General features: G+C 65.9%; 16 protein-coding genes, 1 tRNA gene and 1 pseudogene. 3 read left to right on the top strand and 15 right to left on the bottom strand.

Annotated features, from left to right (window positions below; genetic code table 11):
- Nucleotides 1-71: 71 nt before the first annotated feature.
- From AZG88_RS15830 to AZG88_RS15795, 9 genes are all read right to left on the bottom strand, one after another.
- The gene (locus AZG88_RS15830) at nt 72-269 is read right to left on the bottom strand and encodes a hypothetical protein (protein ID WP_005248440.1); all 198 of its coding nucleotides are present in this window, start codon (nt 267-269) and stop codon (nt 72-74) included.
- A gap of 48 nt (nt 270-317) precedes the next feature.
- Entirely contained in the window at nt 318-440 is a 123-nt protein-coding gene (locus AZG88_RS55005; protein ID WP_005248443.1) for a hypothetical protein, read from the bottom strand.
- 42 nt (nt 441-482) lie between these two features.
- Nucleotides 483-920, bottom strand: coding sequence for a DUF2752 domain-containing protein (locus AZG88_RS15825; protein WP_061041867.1), 438 nt, complete (start codon nt 918-920; stop codon nt 483-485).
- A 42-nt stretch (nt 921-962) separates the two neighbouring features.
- Nucleotides 963-1,376: a DUF3224 domain-containing protein gene (locus AZG88_RS15820; protein ID WP_061041866.1), complete on the bottom strand. Its 414-nt coding sequence runs from the start codon at nt 1,374-1,376 to the stop codon at nt 963-965.
- A 150-nt stretch (nt 1,377-1,526) separates the two neighbouring features.
- A tRNA-Thr gene (locus AZG88_RS15815) sits at nt 1,527-1,599 on the bottom strand.
- A 31-nt stretch (nt 1,600-1,630) separates the two neighbouring features.
- Nucleotides 1,631-2,845, bottom strand: coding sequence for a DNA polymerase III subunit delta' (locus tag AZG88_RS15810; protein WP_061698202.1), 1,215 nt, complete (start codon nt 2,843-2,845; stop codon nt 1,631-1,633).
- 52 nt (nt 2,846-2,897) lie between these two features.
- The gene (gene topA, locus AZG88_RS15805; protein WP_061698201.1) at nt 2,898-5,816 is read right to left on the bottom strand and encodes a type I DNA topoisomerase; all 2,919 of its coding nucleotides are present in this window, start codon (nt 5,814-5,816) and stop codon (nt 2,898-2,900) included.
- Between the two features lie 137 nt (nt 5,817-5,953).
- A complete protein-coding gene (locus AZG88_RS15800) occupies nt 5,954-6,538 on the bottom strand; it encodes a hypothetical protein (RefSeq protein ID WP_005248448.1) in 585 nt (194 codons plus the stop codon).
- 141 nt (nt 6,539-6,679) lie between these two features.
- Nucleotides 6,680-6,883 (bottom strand): cold-shock protein, encoded by a 204-nt coding sequence (locus tag AZG88_RS15795; RefSeq protein ID WP_005248460.1) that lies wholly within the window; start codon nt 6,881-6,883, stop codon nt 6,680-6,682.
- A gap of 396 nt (nt 6,884-7,279) precedes the next feature.
- On the opposite strand from AZG88_RS15795, the gene AZG88_RS15790 reads away from it, so the two are divergent.
- Nucleotides 7,280-9,643, top strand: coding sequence for a DEAD/DEAH box helicase (locus AZG88_RS15790; RefSeq protein WP_061698200.1), 2,364 nt, complete (start codon nt 7,280-7,282; stop codon nt 9,641-9,643).
- Nucleotides 9,644-9,654: 11 nt separating this feature from the next.
- On the opposite strand, the gene AZG88_RS15785 is transcribed toward AZG88_RS15790, so the two are convergent.
- Together AZG88_RS15785 and AZG88_RS15780 are read right to left on the bottom strand one after the other, a co-directional pair.
- The gene (locus AZG88_RS15785; protein ID WP_005248462.1) at nt 9,655-10,437 is read right to left on the bottom strand and encodes a 3-oxoadipate--succinyl-CoA transferase subunit B; all 783 of its coding nucleotides are present in this window, start codon (nt 10,435-10,437) and stop codon (nt 9,655-9,657) included.
- On the bottom strand, nt 10,434-11,354 hold the full coding sequence (locus AZG88_RS15780) for a CoA transferase subunit A (protein WP_005248463.1): 921 nt from the start codon (nt 11,352-11,354) through the stop codon (nt 10,434-10,436). Before AZG88_RS15780 ends, AZG88_RS15785 begins: the two co-directional genes overlap by 4 nt.
- Nucleotides 11,355-11,464: 110 nt before the next feature.
- Here AZG88_RS15780 and AZG88_RS15775 point away from each other — a divergent pair, with 110 nt between their 5' ends.
- Complete coding sequence (locus AZG88_RS15775) at nt 11,465-12,361, top strand: LysR family transcriptional regulator (RefSeq protein ID WP_005248464.1); 897 nt, start codon at nt 11,465-11,467, stop codon at nt 12,359-12,361.
- A 9-nt stretch (nt 12,362-12,370) separates the two neighbouring features.
- Here the strand turns inward: AZG88_RS15775 and AZG88_RS15770 are convergent, their stop codons facing one another.
- From AZG88_RS15770 to AZG88_RS49875, 4 genes and pseudogenes are all read right to left on the bottom strand, one after another.
- Complete coding sequence (locus AZG88_RS15770) at nt 12,371-13,780, bottom strand: MFS transporter (RefSeq protein WP_061698199.1); 1,410 nt, start codon at nt 13,778-13,780, stop codon at nt 12,371-12,373.
- 189 nt (nt 13,781-13,969) lie between these two features.
- Nucleotides 13,970-14,326, bottom strand: coding sequence for an Rv3654c family TadE-like protein (locus AZG88_RS15765; RefSeq protein ID WP_061698198.1), 357 nt, complete (start codon nt 14,324-14,326; stop codon nt 13,970-13,972).
- Nucleotides 14,323-14,697: a TadE family type IV pilus minor pilin gene (locus AZG88_RS15760; RefSeq protein ID WP_005248467.1), complete on the bottom strand. Its 375-nt coding sequence runs from the start codon at nt 14,695-14,697 to the stop codon at nt 14,323-14,325. Before AZG88_RS15760 ends, AZG88_RS15765 begins: the two co-directional genes overlap by 4 nt.
- Nucleotides 14,697-14,831, bottom strand: a pseudogene (locus AZG88_RS49875) (DUF4244 domain-containing protein); the annotation flags it as partial. The pseudogene AZG88_RS49875 and the gene AZG88_RS15760, both read right to left, overlap by 1 nt.
- A gap of 11 nt (nt 14,832-14,842) precedes the next feature.
- Between AZG88_RS49875 and AZG88_RS15755 the strand changes: the two are divergent.
- Nucleotides 14,843-16,540: a recombinase family protein gene (locus AZG88_RS15755; protein WP_063886811.1), complete on the top strand. Its 1,698-nt coding sequence runs from the start codon at nt 14,843-14,845 to the stop codon at nt 16,538-16,540.
- Nucleotides 16,541-17,944 lie beyond the last annotated feature (1,404 nt).

The raw sequence follows: 17,944 nt of genomic DNA, 5'->3' as shown, positions 1-17,944 counted from the left end.
ACCTGGAATAAGTTACGCGAAGGGAAACAAGAACACCAAATCGCCAGGTCAACGCCCGCGAAACCGCCGATTCAGGGTACCCAGTACTTGGCAGCCAGCTCCTCGATCACCACATCACCGTCCGAGGCCTGCTCCAAAGCCGCGAGGTCGGAGTCGATGGAAACCAATCGTGGATCGTCCCCCTCCGCCTCCTGGACTGGGTGCCCCCCGTCCTCGGCCAGCTGGCGCAACAGCTTCTCGCGCACCCGGTCCTTCAGCGAATCGCTCATATCGAAATCATGACCGCGCGGCGGTGGGTTGTCGAGAGTGCACCGAACTCACTCCTCGGTCTCGTCCGGCGCCTTCACGTTGTCGCTCTTGCCGAAGACTCGCAGCGCGGTCGGAATGAGGACGATCAGCGCGCCCAGGATCGCGATCAACGAAAAGACCTGCATTGCCATCTGTGAACCGACTCTCTGTTTCGTGCCCGCGGCGACCAGGTGTCAGACCGGCGCGAGCCAGCTTCCCCAAGATGTGTTCCTGGTGACGGTAAACGCCGCAAGGAAAATGAGCACACCGACTGTCACTCGCGGACCGAACACGATCGTGCGATCGCGTCGTCCTCGCCAACGGCGACGTGCCCATCCGATCCAGGCGAAGACCATCACCGCGATGAAAGGGACGATCAGAACATTGCCGGCCACAGCCGCGCCGATGTCGAGGTTGGTGAGGTCGTGCACCGCCCTCAACCCACCACAGGCCGGGCACCACCACCCGGTCAGGGCGTAGACCGGACAGAAGCCGTACGAACCGGGCTCATGCGGATCCCGGAAGTGGAGGATCGCGGCAGCGACAACGGCGCCGGCGGCCACAGCGGCGGGCGCACCGAGTGCGCGCAGACCGACCGCCGGCGTCGTCGGAGTTCCGCTCTGGGTGTCCACGTGTCCAGTGTTCACGATTCTTCCGGTCTCCGGTGCCGACAGTCAGGCGGGAAGCGAGTAGTCCAGCCACAGGCGGTGGGTGCCGTCCTCGTCGACGCGAATCCCACCCGCACCGGCAAGTCCCGCCAAGCCTCCGGTACCGCTGCTCGGCACGATGTGCAGCGCCATCGTCTCGACTGTGCTGTCCGACAGCACCTGCATGTGCACGAAGGCGAAGGAGCCGGCGACACCGTCGATCGAACCTTCGAAGCTCTCCCACGCCGCGTAGGCGCCCGCACTCTGATCCTCGGTGAGACCGCCGACGAATCTGGTGACCGACCGGCCCTCGATGTCGCCGGAGAAGTTCTTCACCATGTCGATGTCGGCCGGGGTGACGCCGGTGGCGACGGACGGAGACCAGTCCCGCGGGCTGAAATCACTGACGTCGAACGTGCTGGCGGCCTGACGAGCGGACATGGTGTGCCTTCCGGGACGGAGAAGTGAGTCGCCCCAGCATCGCGTGAACGATCCCGAACTTCTTGTACATATCCGACACGGCGAAGGTGTCCGGACCCGGAGACGACTCTGGCCCTTCCCGACTGATCGGGAAGGGCCAGAGAACCGCTGAGCTGCCTGAGAGAATCGAACTCTCGACCTTTTCATTACGAGTGAAATGCTCTACCGACTGAGCTAAGGCAGCGGTGCCTTTCGGCGGTGGCGAGTCTAGCGCCTCAACGCCGAGTATGCGAAAACGGCTCCCTGAACGCGTCGCCGAGAGTGGCCACCATGGCATCGACAGCCCACTGCGGCTTGACGTTGACGGTGATCGCCTCTCGGCACTCGAGGACGGCTTCGATGCACTTCAGAAGGCCTTCCGGGGTTGTTCGCGAGGCGAGGTCGGCCGCGCGATCCGCCATGTCCGGGTGGTTCGCGGCCGCGTTCGATTTCCATGCCACGGCGAGCGCGTCGCGGTAGAGACCGGCCAGATCGATCAGTGCACGGTCGAGTGCGTCACGGCCCGTGCGAGTGGCCCGGGACTTCTGGCGCTTCTCGAGATCCTTCAGCACGCCGGCCGAGCCTCGGAGGGCCCCGGCCGCTCCCTTACCAGTGCCGCCCGCCCCCAGAGCCGTGCGCAACTCCTCGGTCTCCTGCTCGTCCCTGGCCGCGCTCATCTCCTTCGCCTCCGCGTCGGCGGAACGCACCAGTTCCTCCGCCGCGGCGAACGCGGTGGCGGGCCGCAGTGCCGCGAGAGCGAGATCCAGAGCGTCCTTGCGACGCACCTTGGCGTTCAGATCCGTCGCCAGACGCCGGGCTCGCCCGACGTGACCGCCGCTGATCGAGGCCGCCAGTTGCGCGTCGGCGGGGTCCAGGCCGTCCCGCTCGCACAGGACCTTGGCGATGGAGTCGGCCGACGGGGTCACGAGATGGACGTGCCGGCAGCGCGACCGCAGCGTCACGGAGATGTCCTGCGGGTCGACGGAGGGCGCACACAACAGGAACACGGTGCGGTCCGGCGGCTCCTCCACCACTTTCAGCAGAGCGTTGGCCGCACCCTCGGTGAGCCGGTCCGCGTCCTCGACGACCACGATCTGCCAGCGCCCGGTGCTCGGCCGGCGGGCCGCCGTCTGCACGATGGCGCGCATTTCCTTGACGCTGATGCTCAGGCCCTCGGGGACGACCTGCCGGACGTCACCGTGGGTACCGGCCATCGCGGTGGTGCAGGCGTGGCACACGCCGCAGCCGGGAACGCCGTCGCTGGTGCATTGGAGTGCGGCGGCGAAACACTGCGCCGCCACCGATCGACCCGATCCCGGTGGGCCCGTGAACAGCCATGAATGCGTCATCGAGGAGCCCATCGCACCGACTCCACGACGGGCGGCAGTCGCCGCGGCCGTCAGCTCGGCCTCGACGTCCTCCTGGCCCACCAACCGGTCGAATACCGTCACCGCGCCAGCCTAACCGGCACGTGCGACAACCCGACCGGCCCGAGGTACCGGCTCACGCCTTCTTGTCCGCTGCCTTCTTCGAGGCCGCTTTCTTGGCCGGCGCCTTCTTGGCGGCGGTCTTCTTTGCAGCCTTCTTGGCGGGCGCCTTCTTCGCGGCGGCCTTCTTCTTGACGGGACCGCGGGCACGCCGATCCGCCAGCAGTTCCGAAGCGCGAGCGTCGGTGATGGACTCCACCTCGTCGCCCTTGCGGAGGCTGGCGTTGGTTTCACCGTCGGTCACGTACGGCCCGAACCGGCCGTCCTTGATCACCATCGGCTTCTCGCTGACCGAGTCGACACCCAGCTCACGCAGCGGCGGGGTGGCGGCGGCCTGACGTCCGCGACGCTTGGGCTCCGCGTAGATCTTCAGAGCCTCGTCGAGGGTCACCGTGAACATCTGGTCCTCGGTGGCGAGGGACCGCGAATCCGTCCCCTTCTTCAGATACGGGCCGTAGCGACCGTTCTGCGCGGTGATTTCTTCCTTGGACTCCGGATCGACACCCACCACGCGCGGCAGCGACAGCAGCTTGAGGGCGTCGTCGAGAGTCACCGTCGCCAGGTCCATCGACTTGAGCAGCGAACCCGTCCGCGGCTTCGGACCGGTGGCCTTCTTCGCCGCCTTCTTCGCCGGCGCCTTCTTGGCAGCCGTCTTCGTCTTGGTCGTCCCGTCGCCCGATTCGTCGGTCACCGGCACCACTGCCGGTTCGGGCTCCGGTTCCGGCTCGGGAAGGATCTCGGTGACGTAAGGGCCGAAGCGGCCCTCCTTCGCGACGATCTCGTGCCCGGTCAGCGGGTCGACGCCCAGCTTGCGACCCTCCTGCGGGGTCGAGAACAGCTTCTCCGCGTACTCCGGAGTCAGCTCGTCCGGGGGAAGGTCGTCGGGCAGGTTGGCCCGCTGGGAGATGAGGTCGCCGTCGGGGTCGTCCGGGTTCTGGACCATACGCTCGAGGTACGGACCGAACCGTCCGACGCGGACGTGCACTTCCCGGCCCTCGGCGTCGTCGAAGAGCCTGATCGAGTTGACCTCGCGAGCGTCGATCTCCTCGAGGTTGACGCCGACCATCTTCTTCAGGCCGCCCTCACGGGCAACCGACCCCTCGGCGCCGTGATCGCCGCCGAAGTAGAAACTGCTCAGCCAGTTGCCGCGCTGTTCCCGGCCACCGGCGATCGCGTCGAGGTCGTCCTCCATCCCGGCGGTGAAGTCGAAGTCGACCAACCGCCCGAAGTGCATCTCGAGGAGGCCGATGACCGCGAACGCCACCCAGGACGGGACCAGCGCGCTGCCGCGCTTGTAGACGTATCCGCGATCGAGAATGGTCTTGATGATCGACGAATAGGTGGACGGGCGGCCGATGCCCAGCTCTTCGAGGGTCTTGATCAGGCTCGCCTCGGTGTAACGGGCGGGCGGGTTGGTGGTGTGGCCGTCGGGATCGAGCTTGGTGGCGGTGACCGCCTGGCCCTCGACGAGCACCGGCAGGCGCGACTCGGCGTCGTCGGACTGGCCGCCGGCCTCCTCGTCGACACTCTCCACGTAGGCCTTCAGGAATCCGGCGAACGTGATGGTGCGGCCCGACGCGGAGAAGGTGCACTCCTCGCCGGTGCCCGCGGTTCCCGTGATCCGCAGGGTCAGCGTCGTGCCCCGCGCGTCGGCCATCTGCGACGCCACGGTCCGCTGCCAGATCAGCTCGTACAGACGGAACTCGTCGGTGTCGAGGCGGGAGTGCAGCTGACCAGGGGTCTGGAACACGTCGCCGGCCGGGCGGATGGCCTCGTGCGCCTCCTGCGCGTTCTTGACCTTGCGCGTGTACTGGCGCGGTGTGTCGTGCACGTACTCGGCGCCGTACAACTCGGTGGCCTGCGCGCGGGCGGCAGCGATCGCCGACGACGACAGCGTCGTCGAGTCGGTACGCATGTAGGTGATGTAGCCGTTCTCGTACAGCCGCTGCGCGATGCGCATTGTCCGCTCGGACGTGAACCGGAGCTTGCGGCCCGCCTCCTGCTGCAGCGTCGACGTCATGAACGGCGCGTACGGCTTGCGGGTGTACGGCTTGCTCTCCGCGGAGGAGACTGTCAGATCGACACCGGCGAGGGACTCGGCCAGACGCTGCGCCCGCGCCTCGTCCAGAACCGTGACGGTGCTCGTCTTCAGCTGGCCGTCCGCGCCGAAGTCGCGGCCGGTGGCCACCCGGGAGCCGTCGACGCTCACCAGACGCGCCCCGAAACTGCGGGGGCTGGCCTCGGCGCCGGCATCGAGGGTGGCGGAGATGTCCCAGTAGGACGCCGAGCGGAAGGCCATCCGCTCGCGTTCGCGCTGCACGATGACGCGGGTGGCGACGGACTGCACGCGGCCAGCCGACAGCCTCGGCATGACCTTCTTCCACAGCACGGGGCTGACCTCGTAGCCGTACAGACGGTCGAGGATGCGGCGAGTCTCCTGCGCGTCGACCAGGTCGTTGTCGAGTTCGCGGGTGTCCTCGGCCGCGGCGCGGATAGCCGGCTCGGTGATCTCGTGGAAGACCATCCGGCGAACCGGGATCTTCGGCTTGAGCGTCTCGAGGAGGTGCCAGGCGATCGCTTCGCCCTCACGGTCGGGGTCGGTGGCGAGGAAGAGTTCGTCGGCGTCCTTGAGCAGGCTTTTCAGCTCCGTGACCTTGGACTTCTTCTCCGGACTGACCACGTAGAGCGGTTCGAAATCATGGTCGACGTTGACGCCGAGCCGCGCCCACGACTCACCCTTGTACTTGGCCGGGACGTCTGCGGCTCCGCGCGGAAGGTCGCGAATGTGGCCGACCGACGCCTCGACGACATAGTTCTTTCCGAGGTACGGGGCGATCTTGCGGGCCTTGGTCGGCGACTCGACGATCACGAGGCGGCGAGGCTGGCCGGACGCTCCCGCCGCACCCTGTGCACTGCCGTTGTCCCCTTTAGCCACCTGTAGCCCGAGCCTTCCTGAAGTCGATCGCTGCCACTCGACAGTTGTGCAGACAAACCCTTTTATACCCGGTTCGTCTATTACTAGAGTGACATACCCGGAACCCATCCTCGCAGATCAGTACCGTCTACGCGGCTCTACACGTGGGGCCAACCGGTACGGTCGTCCAAATTTCCGGGCGCCTCACCGATGCTCTCGACGAGTCTGCCGAGCCTACGCCGACCCGAGATTCGGAGCCCCGGACCGGAGCCACGGGTACCGATCAGCGTCGGCGCGATGCCCGCTCTCATCAATGCCTGAGCCAACGGCGCGTGGGTATCCGGGGCGTGCGGATCGAGTCCGAGGACGAACCGCTCCCCCTCCGCTTCGCTCCTGCCGGACGCGAGAGCCCACACTCTCAGCTGACGCCCCGACGGCACCCAGCCGGAGGGCACCGCCTTGACCGCTCCCCTCGTCCACTGGTCCGCGAGAGGCCGCAAATCGACGACCGATGCGGTGCGGACCAGCGGGCTGCCCTCGTCGCTGCGCGTGATCTCGACCTCGAGTCCGGCCTGGGCGATCAACTCCGCAATCGCCTCCGCCCGCCACTGCGCGTCGACCACGATCGAGATGCGCGCACGCCCGGCCGATGTGACCACCTGACCCGTCGCAGCGAGAAGACCGCACAGATCGGTGACTGCCGGCGGCATCGCCTCCGCGGAGAAGAAGGAGAGCTGGCTCACTGAAGTACCCCCTTATGCCACGGCACCGTTGCCGTGAAAACGACTCGTCCCCCACCGCCTCAGGCGATGGGGGACGAATCAGACGCGGCCACGAGGACCCCGCCTATCTGATTTACGTGTTCACGAATGTGAACGGCAGAATCAGACTGCGCGAACGCCGGTAGCCTGGGGGCCCTTGGTGCCCTGGCCGACCTCGAACTCCACGCGCTGGTTCTCCTCGAGGGTGCGGAAGCCGCTGCCCTGGATCTCGGAGTAGTGAACGAAGACGTCAGCGGAGCCGTCTTCGGGTGCGATGAAGCCGAAGCCCTTTTCCGCGTTGAACCACTTCACAGTGCCCTGTGCCATGCTTTTCCTTCTCTTTCTAACACCGGATTCGGCGGACAGCACATACAGTCCGCCGGGCCGGTTCCGACCGCTGTACTTCTAGATTTCCCCCTCAGGAAAAGCAGAGCACCGCGTTCGCAACATCGATCCTGCGAACGTTCACTCTTTCAAGCCTACGAACACAGAAGCTGCGACCAGTTGTAGTCAACCATGAACTCCGCGAACGCAACAGTCGAAATCCGAACAATTCACACAAAAAGTTGATCTTGTAGCGAACAGGCACGAAACAGCGGATTCACGAGGGGGTCGCGACACCCCGGGCGACAGCCCCGGAGAGGCACTCGTTATCATCAAATGCGCAGGTCGTGGCGGTGTGGAAGCTACTCGCCCGTCCCCTACGACAGCCCGGAGACATCAGTGAGCACACCGTTTTCACCACGTGACGACAGTGGAAATACGGGCGAAACATACGGCCGAACGCTGCTCAACCGAGTCCTCGAGGGAGTTCCCCGAGACGAAAACCCGCTCACTTTTGCCGCGGAAATGCCGGCCCGGACTTCTCGACTGTCGGAATGGCCCACGTGGGCGCACCCGAGCGTCGTCCGGGCCATGCAGGAGAACGGGATCCCCCGTCCCTGGACCCACCAGGCCGCCGCCGCCGACCTGGCCCGTCACGGGACGAACGTCGTGGTGTCGACCGGCACCGCCTCGGGCAAGTCGCTGGCCTACCAGCTTCCGGTACTCACCACTCTGGCAACGGATCCGCGGGCGACCGCCCTCTATCTCTCTCCGACCAAGGCGCTGGGCGCAGACCAGCTACGGGCCGTGACCTCGCTCATCGACTCGGAAGTGCTGGACGCCGGGGACGACCTCCGGGGTGTGTGCCCGTGCGTGTTCGACGGCGACACGCCACTCGAGGTGCGGCACTGGGCAAGGGAGAACTCGCGGTGGCTCTTCACGAACCCCGACATGCTGCACATCTCCCTCCTCCGGACCCATCAGCGATGGGCGCACTTCTTCCGCAAGCTGGCCTACGTGGTGATCGACGAATGCCACTCCTACCGTGGCGTCTTCGGCTCGAATGTCGCGCTCGTGCTGCGGCGGCTCCGGCGCATCGCGGCACGGTACGGCGCCGAACCCGTATTCGTCCTCGCGTCCGCTACCACGGCGGATCCCGGGGCGGCGGCGTCGCGGCTGATCGGAGCGCCCTGCGCCGAGGTCGTGGAAGACGGTTCACCACACGGCCCCCGGACGGTCGCGCTGTGGGAGCCCCCGCTCATGCGGGAGGTCACCGGAGAGAACGGAAGCCCCGTTCGACGGCCCGCCGGTTCGGAGGCCGCGCGCATCATGGCCGACCTGATGGTCGAAGGGGCCCGCACGCTCACCTTCGTGCGCTCCCGCCGGGGCGCGGAGCTGACCGCGATGGCGACCAAACGCCTACTCGGGGAGATCGATCCCGAACTCTCGGCGCGAGTGGCGTCGTATCGAGCCGGGTACCTCGCCGAGGACCGGCGTGAGCTCGAGGCCGCGCTCGCCGACGGCACGCTTCTGGGGGCGGCGACGACGAATGCGCTGGAACTCGGCGTCGACATCGCCGGCCTCGACGCCGTCGTGGTCGCCGGGTTCCCCGGCACGGTGGCGTCGTTCTGGCAACAGGGAGGCCGGTCCGGCCGACGCGGCGAAGGTTCGCTCGTAGTCCTGGTCGCGCGTGACGATCCCCTCGACACCTACCTCGTCCACCACCCGTCCGCGCTGCTCGACAAGCCCGTCGAGGCGACCGTCACGGACCCGAGCAATCCCTACGTCCTCGGCCCGCAGTTGCTCTGCGCGGCAATGGAACTACCACTGTCCGACGCCGAGGCCGAGGCGTTCGGGGCAATCGACGTTCTCGCGAAGCTGGCGGAGCAGGGCCTGATCCGCCGGCGGGCCCACGGCTGGTTCGTCACCGCCGGCACAAATCCTCATGGCGCAGTGGATATCCGGGGTGGAATCGGAACCCAGGTGGCAATTGTCGTGTCGGAATCCGGACGCATGCTCGGAACCGTCGACACCGGCCGCGCTCCCGCCACGGCGCATCCCGGCGCCGTCCACATCCATCAGGGTGAGTCGTACGTCGTCGACGAACTCGATCTCGACCAGGGACTCGCCCTCGTGCACGCCGAGGACCCCGACTGGACGACCTCGGCCCGCGAGACCACCGAGATCACGGTCACCTCGGTTCTCGAGCAGAAGCAGTTCGGCGACGTCGAGGTCGCGCTCGTCGAGGTCGAGGTGACCCATCAGGTGATCGGATACCTCCGACGACTGTCTTCGGGCGAGGTTCTCGACGCGGTCGAACTGGACATGCCGAGGCAGACCCTCCCCACCCGCGCGGTGATGTACACGATCACCCCGGAACTTCTGCTGCAGGCTGGCGTTCCGGCCGAGCGCGTGCCCGGTTCGCTCCACGCCGCCGAACATGCCGCGATCGGGCTCCTGCCTCTCGTCGCGGTGTGCGATCGAGGCGACATCGGCGGCGTGTCGACCGCGTTGCACGCCGACACCGGACTTCCCACCGTGTTCGTCTACGACGGTCACGCAGGCGGCGCAGGATTCGCCGACCGAGGTCACGCCGAACTCACCCGCTGGCTCGACGCGACCCGCGAGGCGATCGAATCGTGCGAATGCACCTCGGGGTGCCCGTCCTGCGTGTACTCGCCGAAGTGCGGAAACGGCAACGATCCCCTCGACAAGGACGGCGCGATCCGGGTCCTCACGGCGGTACTGGCCTCGCTCGGCTGACGGTCCCCCGATCAGCGCAGATACAGCCGAACCTTGTCGATCACATCGCGGAGCAGGTGAATCTCCTCGCCGGTCGGCGGGGCGGTGACCGTGAGATCGTCCGCGACCTTCAGTTCCCAGCCGGTCTGCGCTCGCACGTCGTCGACGGTGACCCCCTCGTGCACGCTGACCAGCTCGAGTTCGTCGAACGGACCCTGCCGCGACAGCACCCCGAGGTTCGTGAACACCTTCGTCACCCCTCGGCCGCGAGGCATGATCCCGTCACCTGCCGCCCGGGCCCGGACGGGACTCGGCGACGTGCAGAAGTCGAGTTCCGCGGGGAAGGCGCTCGGGTCGTGTCGCCGCATCACCACGAAGATCTCGCCGGCGTTGGGCATGATCTCCACGGCGCCACCGGCACCGGGCAACCGGACCGTCGGCTTGTCCCAGTCTCCGATGATGCTGGTGTTGAGGCTCCCGTAGCGGTCGATCTGGGCCGCGCCGAGAAATCCGACGTCGACGTTGCCGCCCTGCAGCACGTAACCGAACAACGCCGACATCGACACCACCGACTCCGCGCCCGACACGACGACCGAGTCGGCGATGCCCTCGGCCATCGCGGCGGGGTGGGCGCCGCACACTCCCGATTCATAGATCAGTTCGACGTCCGGGTTGCTGGTCCGCTTGGCCAGATCGACGGCGAGCGTCGGGAGTCCGACGCCGGCGAAGACGCGCCCCTTCCCGGCGAGTTCGCGGGCCGCAACGGACACGATGACCTCGGTCGCCGAGATCGCTCCGACTGGTGCTGTGGTCATTTCCGGCTCCCGTAGTCGACTGGTTCGGAGAATCGAGGCTCGACGGCGAGGTCGTTCCAGTAGTCGCCGCCGAGTTTGTCCAGGTACTCGTCGTGATTCGCGGTGCCGTGGATCCACTCCTTCAGCCACGCCTGCAGGAGTGCGGAGTCCTTGCTGATCGCGGTCCAGCGCCGGTAGAACGCGCAGTCCCGGTCGTAGTAGCCCTGGACGTAGGAAGGATGCGCCCCGCGCGGACAGACGACGACGGCATCGACCGCGTGGGAAGGGATCAGCGTGCGGCTGGGGTCGGAGCGGACGACCTCGTCGTCGACGATCTCCTCGACGACCACGATCGCCTTCCCCGCGGCGTACACCGCTTCCTGCTGGACCCCGGAGATACCCCAGATCTGCACGTTGCCGTGACGGTCGGCGCGCTGCGCGTGAACGATGGTGACGTCCGGGTTCAGCGGAGGCACGACGTACACGGTGCCCTCGCCGTAGGGATCGTCCACGAGTCGAATTCGGGGATTGAGCCGCGGAAGGTCGCTTCCGGCGTAGGAGCGCAGCGGAAAGAACGGGAGGCGGGCGGCCCCCGCCTGATAGCGGCAGACCATTCCGTAGTGGCTGTACTCCTCGACCTCGAGGGCCACCGGATCGTGGTGCTCGATACGGCGTCGCAACTCGTGCAGGGATCCGGCGGAGCCGCTCGCGAAGAACGAGGCCACGAGTTTGGTGACACAACCGGCGGCCACGAGTTGATCCGACACGATGTCGGGAGTCATCCGGCACAGCGTGAGGTTCTGCCGCTGCTGCCGGATGATCTCGTGCGCAGCCGCGAACGAGATGAGATGCGAGAAGCCCTCGAGGCACACGGTCATGCCGTCTTCGACGTACGTTCCTATGGCTTCCGCCATGCTGACCACTTTGCTCATCGCCATGCCCTTCTCCGGAACGACGGGAGGTCGCCTCGGGACCTTCCCCACCGGATTACCGCCGTTTGACTCAATAGTGTTGACAAATCTGTTGCCGGAACTGCAATAGTTCTCCCGTGGAGATTTCTCAGATCACTGCCTTTCTCGCGGTCGCCGAGGAGTTGCACTTCGGCCGCGCCGCACAGCGCCTGCACTCGGCCCAGCCGCCGCTGAGCCGAACGATTCGGCAACTGGAAAAGCAGCTCGGAGCAACTCTTTTCGAAAGAAACACGCGGAACGTCCGGTTGACCTCCGCCGGTGAGGCACTGCTCGGCCCGGCGCGCGAGATCCTGGACGCGTGCCGGCTCGCGGAGATCGCCGTCGCCGCGGCCGGGCGCGGACAGGTCGGCCGGGTGCGTATCGGCTTCGCCGGAGTCTCGTCCCACCTGCTCATCGGGCGGTGGGCGAAACTAGTCCGGCACACCCACCCGGGGATCGAATTCGTTCTGGACAGTTCCGCTTTCGCCAGCGAAGCGCTGAACAAGCTCCTCGACGGAACCCTCGATATCGGTCTGGTCCGGTGGATCTTCACCCCGCCGGGCATCGCGTCCCGCGTCATCCTCAACGAGGACTTCGTGGTGGCCCTGCCCACCGACCACCCGCTCGCAGGCAGGGACGGCGTTCGCATCGAGGAACTGGCAACCGAGCCCTGGGTGACGCTGCCCGCCGATCCCGGATCGGCGCTGCGTGACTCCCTGCAGAGGGCGGCCCACGACGCCGGTTTCACGCCCCGGATCGTGCAGAGCGCCCCGGACTCGATGGCGCTGATGGCGTTGGTGTCCGCGGAGGTCGGCTGCGCGTTGACCGTCTCCTCCGTGGCCGAGAACGTGAACAACCCGGATGTCGTGTTCCTCCCGCTGGTCGGCGGTCCCAGCACCCTGCAACTGCGGATCGCGTGGCGAGCGGACGACGACAACGCCGCGTTGCGGGAAGTCCTCCGGCTGTCCGAGGAGGCATTACCCACTCCGGAATGACCTGCGCGGTCAGTTGCGGGCCGTCGCACGGGCCTGTCCTGCACTCGGAGCGGTGTCCACCGCATCGTCCTCATCGATGTCGAGCTGCAGTTCGTCCGCGTCGGATTGCTCCGCGGTCGACAACCGGCGCGCGTCGAATCCGGTGCGGTTCAGCAACAACAGAGTGCAGACCAGGGAGACGGCGGCATAACCGGCCGACACGAATGCAACACCGACGATGTTCCCGGACGTGTTGAGCATCCACTGCGCCAGCACCGGGGTGCCGCCGCCGACGATCAGCGAACACAGCTGGTAGGCCGCGGAAAGACCGGTGTAGCGAATGTTGGCGGGGAAGGCACGCGCGAGCACTCCGGCGATGGCGCCGTAGAACATCGAGTGCGGAATGGTCGCGAGGCACATCGCGACCACGGCAATGGCGAAGTCCTCGGTCCGGATCGCGAAGAACATTGCCGGCATCAGGACGAACTCGGGAATCACCATGATGCACATGGCTTTCCGCATGTCGATCCGCGACACCAGGACGGCGCCGAACGGCTGCACGATGAACTGGACCACGAGGGCGATGGCGATGGCGCCGAGGAACGCGCCCCGGTCGTAGCCGAGTTCGCTGGTGGCCCAGGACAACGCGAAGGTGTTCTTGAAGTACGTCACCTGGGCCAGGGGCAGCGCGCCCGCACCGAGGAGGACGAGGACCCAATGCTTGCGCAGCACCTCACCGATCGGCAGTGCGACGGTCTTCTTGCGCTTCAGCACGGTCTTCATCGCGTCCGACTCTTCGAGTTTGAGACGGATGATCATGCCGACGATCACCAGGGCCGCGGAGATCAGGAACGGGATGCGCCAGCCGTAGAGCACGAACGCCGGGGTGGGCATGGCGGAGAGCAGGAAGAACGCCATCGTCGCCAGGAGGTTTCCGGCGGGCGACCCCTGCTGGGCGAACGCCGAGTACAGAATCCCCTTCCCCTTGGGTGCGTTCTCACTGGCTATCAGGACCGCCCCGCCCCATTCACCGCCCACTGCCACACCCTGAACGACCCGGAGGAACACCAGCGCGGCGGGCGCCCATATCCCGATCTGCGCGTAGGAGGGCAGGAGTCCGATTCCGACGGTGGCGGTGCCCATCATCATGAGTGTGATGACCAGGGTGTTCTTTCGACCGATCTTGTCGCCGAGATGGCCGAAGACGATGCCGCCGATCGGGCGGGCGAGGAACCCGGCCCACAGGGTGACGAACGCGAGCAAAGTGCCCATGCCCGCCGGCAGGGTGTCGGAGAAGAACACCTGACCGAAGACCAGCGCCGACGCGGTGCCGTAGATGTAGAAGTCGTACCACTCGATCGTGGTGCCGATGAACGAGGCGATGCCCGCCCTCCGCGCCTTCGTCTCGGCCTCGGTCCGCTTCGGTGGTGCCGTGGTCATGTAATGCCCTCTCTCGCCAAAGGGAGTGGTGTGGATGAAAACCAGCTCGCATCAGTGAGACTCGCATCACAGGATCCATGCCGTCCAATACTTCCTGAGCGGGTGATTATTCCGAATCTGGTCATAATTGCCGAAACCTCCCACACGCTGGCGTGATGCGAGTCACCGGCCCGCCTCCTCGATTCGACATCACTCGGCGGGACCTGCCCTCGCCACGGCGCGGGCATCCCGGACACCCAGCGAGGACAGAAGCACCGGTGCGGTGACCGCGACCTCGACGTCCCAGCCGTCGACCTCACAGGACACGACTTCGGTGCGCATTCGCCCCGCGACCTCCCGGGCCGCGGCACACGCCGCGTCGGTGCCGCGGTCCAGCCCGACGGCCGCGGCGAGGGCGGCCAGATCTGCGGCGGACTGCGCCCGGTGCCGCACCGACACCGCCGAGCCGACATGCACCAGCAGCGCCGTGACCACTACCAGCGCCGCGAGCGCACAGCACGCCGTCACGGTCGCGGAACCGCGATCGTCGGTGACCCTCGAACTCACCGCCCTCCCCCGCTCCACCCGGGCACCGTGGGTTCGAGAGCCGCCACCGCCTCCGCGGAGATGTTCACCAGCGGAAGGAGTGGACTGCGCGCCCGCACGGTCGCGACGACGAACTCCCCCTCGGTCCGGACCGACACGTCGGCGCCGTCGGGTGCCACTCTCGCCGCCGTGGAAATCGCCGACTCGCGATCTCCACGGGCAGCGAGCCGCGCTGCCTCGCGGGCCGAGTCGACGCACCGGACGTGCAGTGTCGCCGCGGTGATCGCGCCGACACACAGCACGACCACCGCCACGATCGATGCGATTGCGATGGCAGCCTCGACCGTCACGCCGCCGGCCTCCGACCGGCGCAGGTTCTCGACAGAACTCATCACACCGCGGTGTTCAGCGCTTTGTCGATGATGTTCGTCAACGCCGTCACGATGCTGTCGCCGGTGACGACCGAATACAGCACGGCGCCGAAGGCCGCGGCCGCGATGGTGCCGATGGCGTACTCTGCACTGGTAGATTACACACATGTCCAGCCTCCACAAGCCGACACGCGCTCTGATTGTCGTCCGATTGTCGCGGGTCACCGACGCGACCACCTCCCCCGAGCGCCAGCTCGAGGAGTGCCGCAAGCTGTGTGAACAGCGCGGATACGAGGTCGTCGGCATCGCCCAGGACTTGGACGTATCCGCTGGCCTCACGACTCCGTTCGAGCGTCCGCAGCTCGGGGACTGGCTCGAGAATCGGTTTCACGAGGTCGACGTCATCGTCGTGTACCGGATGGACCGCATCGTTCGGCGGTTGCTCGATCTCGCCGACTTGATCCGTTGGGGACAGAATCACTCGGTGTCGCTGGTGAGCGCCACAGAGTCGTTCCTGGACCTCACGTCACCGTTCGGGGACATCATCGCCTTGCTGGTGGCGAAGGTGGCCGAGCTGGAGTTGGAGGCCATCAGTTCTCGGATCGCATCCGCGTACCACCACAACCGCCAGCTCGGGAAGTGGACGGGAGGCGCTCAGCTCCCGTGGGGGTATCTGCCTCGTCAGATCGACGACGGTAGTTGGCGGTTGTTCCCGGATCCCGAAGCCGTCCCGGTGATCCACGAGGTTGCCGAGCGTGTCCTGGCTGGTGAGCCGCTACGGGCAATCGCCCACGACTTGAACGAGCGCAAGGTGCCGACCGCCAAGGACCGCATGAACGCTCACCAGGGCCGAGAGCCCAAGGGGCACGAATGGAACTCATCCGCGCTAAAGCGGTCGATGACATCGCCGACGATGCTCGGGTACGCCACCGTGCGGGAGCCCAAGCGAGACGCGAACGGAAAGGTCCAGCTCGATGCACGCGGACGCAAGATGTACGAGGCCGAGGACGTTCTACGAGGCCCTGACGGCTCGCCTGTGCAGCGAGCCGAACCGATCCTGACCAAGCATGTGTTCGACCAGCTCGGGGTGGAGCTGGCAGGCCGTGAGAACCGCAAGGAGCCGACTGTGCGGTCGAACGCGCTGCTGCTGCGGGTCATTTACTGCGGAGTCTGCGGGCGACCGTGTTACCGGCTGAAGGGCGGTCAAGGCCGTCGACCCCGGTATCGGTGCTCGTCGGCTCAATACAAGGCGACATGTGGCAACGGCTCGGTTGTGATGGAAGAACTCGACGAGATGGTCGAGTCTGCGGTTCTGGGTCTGATGGGTGATTCTGAACGACTGCAACGGGTTTGGGATGCGGGCGACGACAACGCAGCCGAGCTAGCCGACCTGGATGACACCCTGGCCGACCTCGTCAGCCAGCTAGGTCGAGGACCGTACAGGGCGGGTACGCCGCAGCGGGCGGCACTCGATGCGAACATCGAGGCACTCGACAAGCGCCGAGAGGAACTCACAGCGGCCACGACCAGGCCCGCTGGCTGGACCTGGCAGCCGACCGGCGAGACGTTCCGCGACTGGTGGGAGTTGTTGGGCCTCACCCAACAGAACGTCTACCTCCGTACGATGGGCGTCAGGGTGGCGTTCGACAAGCGCGATGAGCTGTCGGTTCATCTGGAGATGGCCGAGCTGGAGAAGATGGCCGCTCAGGTCAAGACAGTCGGATCGGTCGAGACGATGACCGAGACGTTCGCCAAGCTGACCGAACACGGCATCGCTGGTATCGAGATCCACGACGGCAGGGCGGTAGTCGTCTCGAAGTCGGGCGAGCGGGTCGAGATCCCGCTGGACGATCCAGGGAAGTGACCGGGCCCAAAGACCTCGGCATTGCTGCTATCAGAAATACCTGTCCAGTGTTCCGGTTACGTGGAGGTCGGCCCGGATCGCGTGCAGGAGTTTGATTTGCGCCTCGTCGGCTACGTCCTGGTTGTCATAGAACGTCTCATCATCCTCGCCGTGCCGCGTGGCATGGCCCCATCGCCATGTGGCGCCATAGGCCTCTATAGCCGCACCCGAGACCTCAGGTGACGCGTAAACCTCCAGGCGTCGACACGCGTCGGCTGCTTCGGTCTGCCAGCCTTCGGGAAGCTCGGGGCCTTCGTCGCTGAGACCGAGGCCGTGATTGTAGGCCCATGAATCATTCTCCGAAGCGACTCGTAGAACTCGACGTAGGCCGTCCGACGTTGCTCGAACGTCAGCCGTTGATCTTCTCGAGTCCAGCGCACCTGCTCCCGCTGTAGATCCCGGTTCCAGGAGGCTCGCTCCCGACGGTTGGCGAGGATCTGAGTCACCACGACGCCCGTCACCGTGGTGATTAAGCCGATCGCAGCGACTACCAGGGGAACCCATAGTGGCGTCATGGATCCAGAGTGTCCCACGTACGCGTACTTGATCTCGGCTCAAGACGACCCGTTCCGGTGATCTCGCTCACGATTGATCGGCTGTGTTCCGAATCGCGCCTATTTACATATGAGGACCCTGGGATGGCCGTCTCTGCATGCAGTGGACTACGTCACACACTGTCGGCTACCTGCCCGGACGACAGGCATATACAGCTGAGAGAGAGTACCTCGGCTGTGGACTGCGCCACACCCAGGGACAGTTTCCTGCCGATCGCAGTCATATACAAGTGAGGAGAAAGACGGGCCCATGAGTGGCCTCCGTCACATTGAGGGGTAAAACCCGACCTCTGGGCTCCGAGTGGAAGGCATATAAAGGTTGGGGAGCAAAGAGGTGGAGCTCTCCCGCCGAGTGAACTCCGTCACGTTTGTGGCTGGAGCCCGACCTCCAGGGTCGGAGTGGAACCCATATACAACCGAGGGAACAAGGGGAGAGAGTTCCTCGGGTAAGTGACATCAGTCACAAAGAGGATCAAAACCTGACAAATCAGGGGCATATACAGCTGAAGAGCAACGAGACTTCCGAGTGACGTCTGCCACTCGTTGTTGCAGACCCGACGATGTATCACCCATGTACGGATGAGGGCAAAGACGGTATGAGTGGTATTTGCCACATAGAGGACCAGAACCCGGCAAGTTACACCCATATAAGGGTGAGGGAGCAAAGAGAGAGCCACCTCGACCAAGTGACATCTGTCACGCTCCCCTGACAAACCCTGCAAGTCAGACCCATATATGGAGGGAAGAGAAAAACGGGGGAACCAGACGGAGGGGGAGTTCCTCCCCTTCTAAGAGTGCATCTGAAAACTCC

It is taken from the genome of Rhodococcus sp. LB1 (genome assembly GCF_001583455.1).
Taxonomy (GTDB): domain Bacteria; phylum Actinomycetota; class Actinomycetes; order Mycobacteriales; family Mycobacteriaceae; genus Rhodococcus_F; species Rhodococcus_F opacus.
This window is presented reverse-complemented; position numbering and strand designations above follow the sequence as displayed.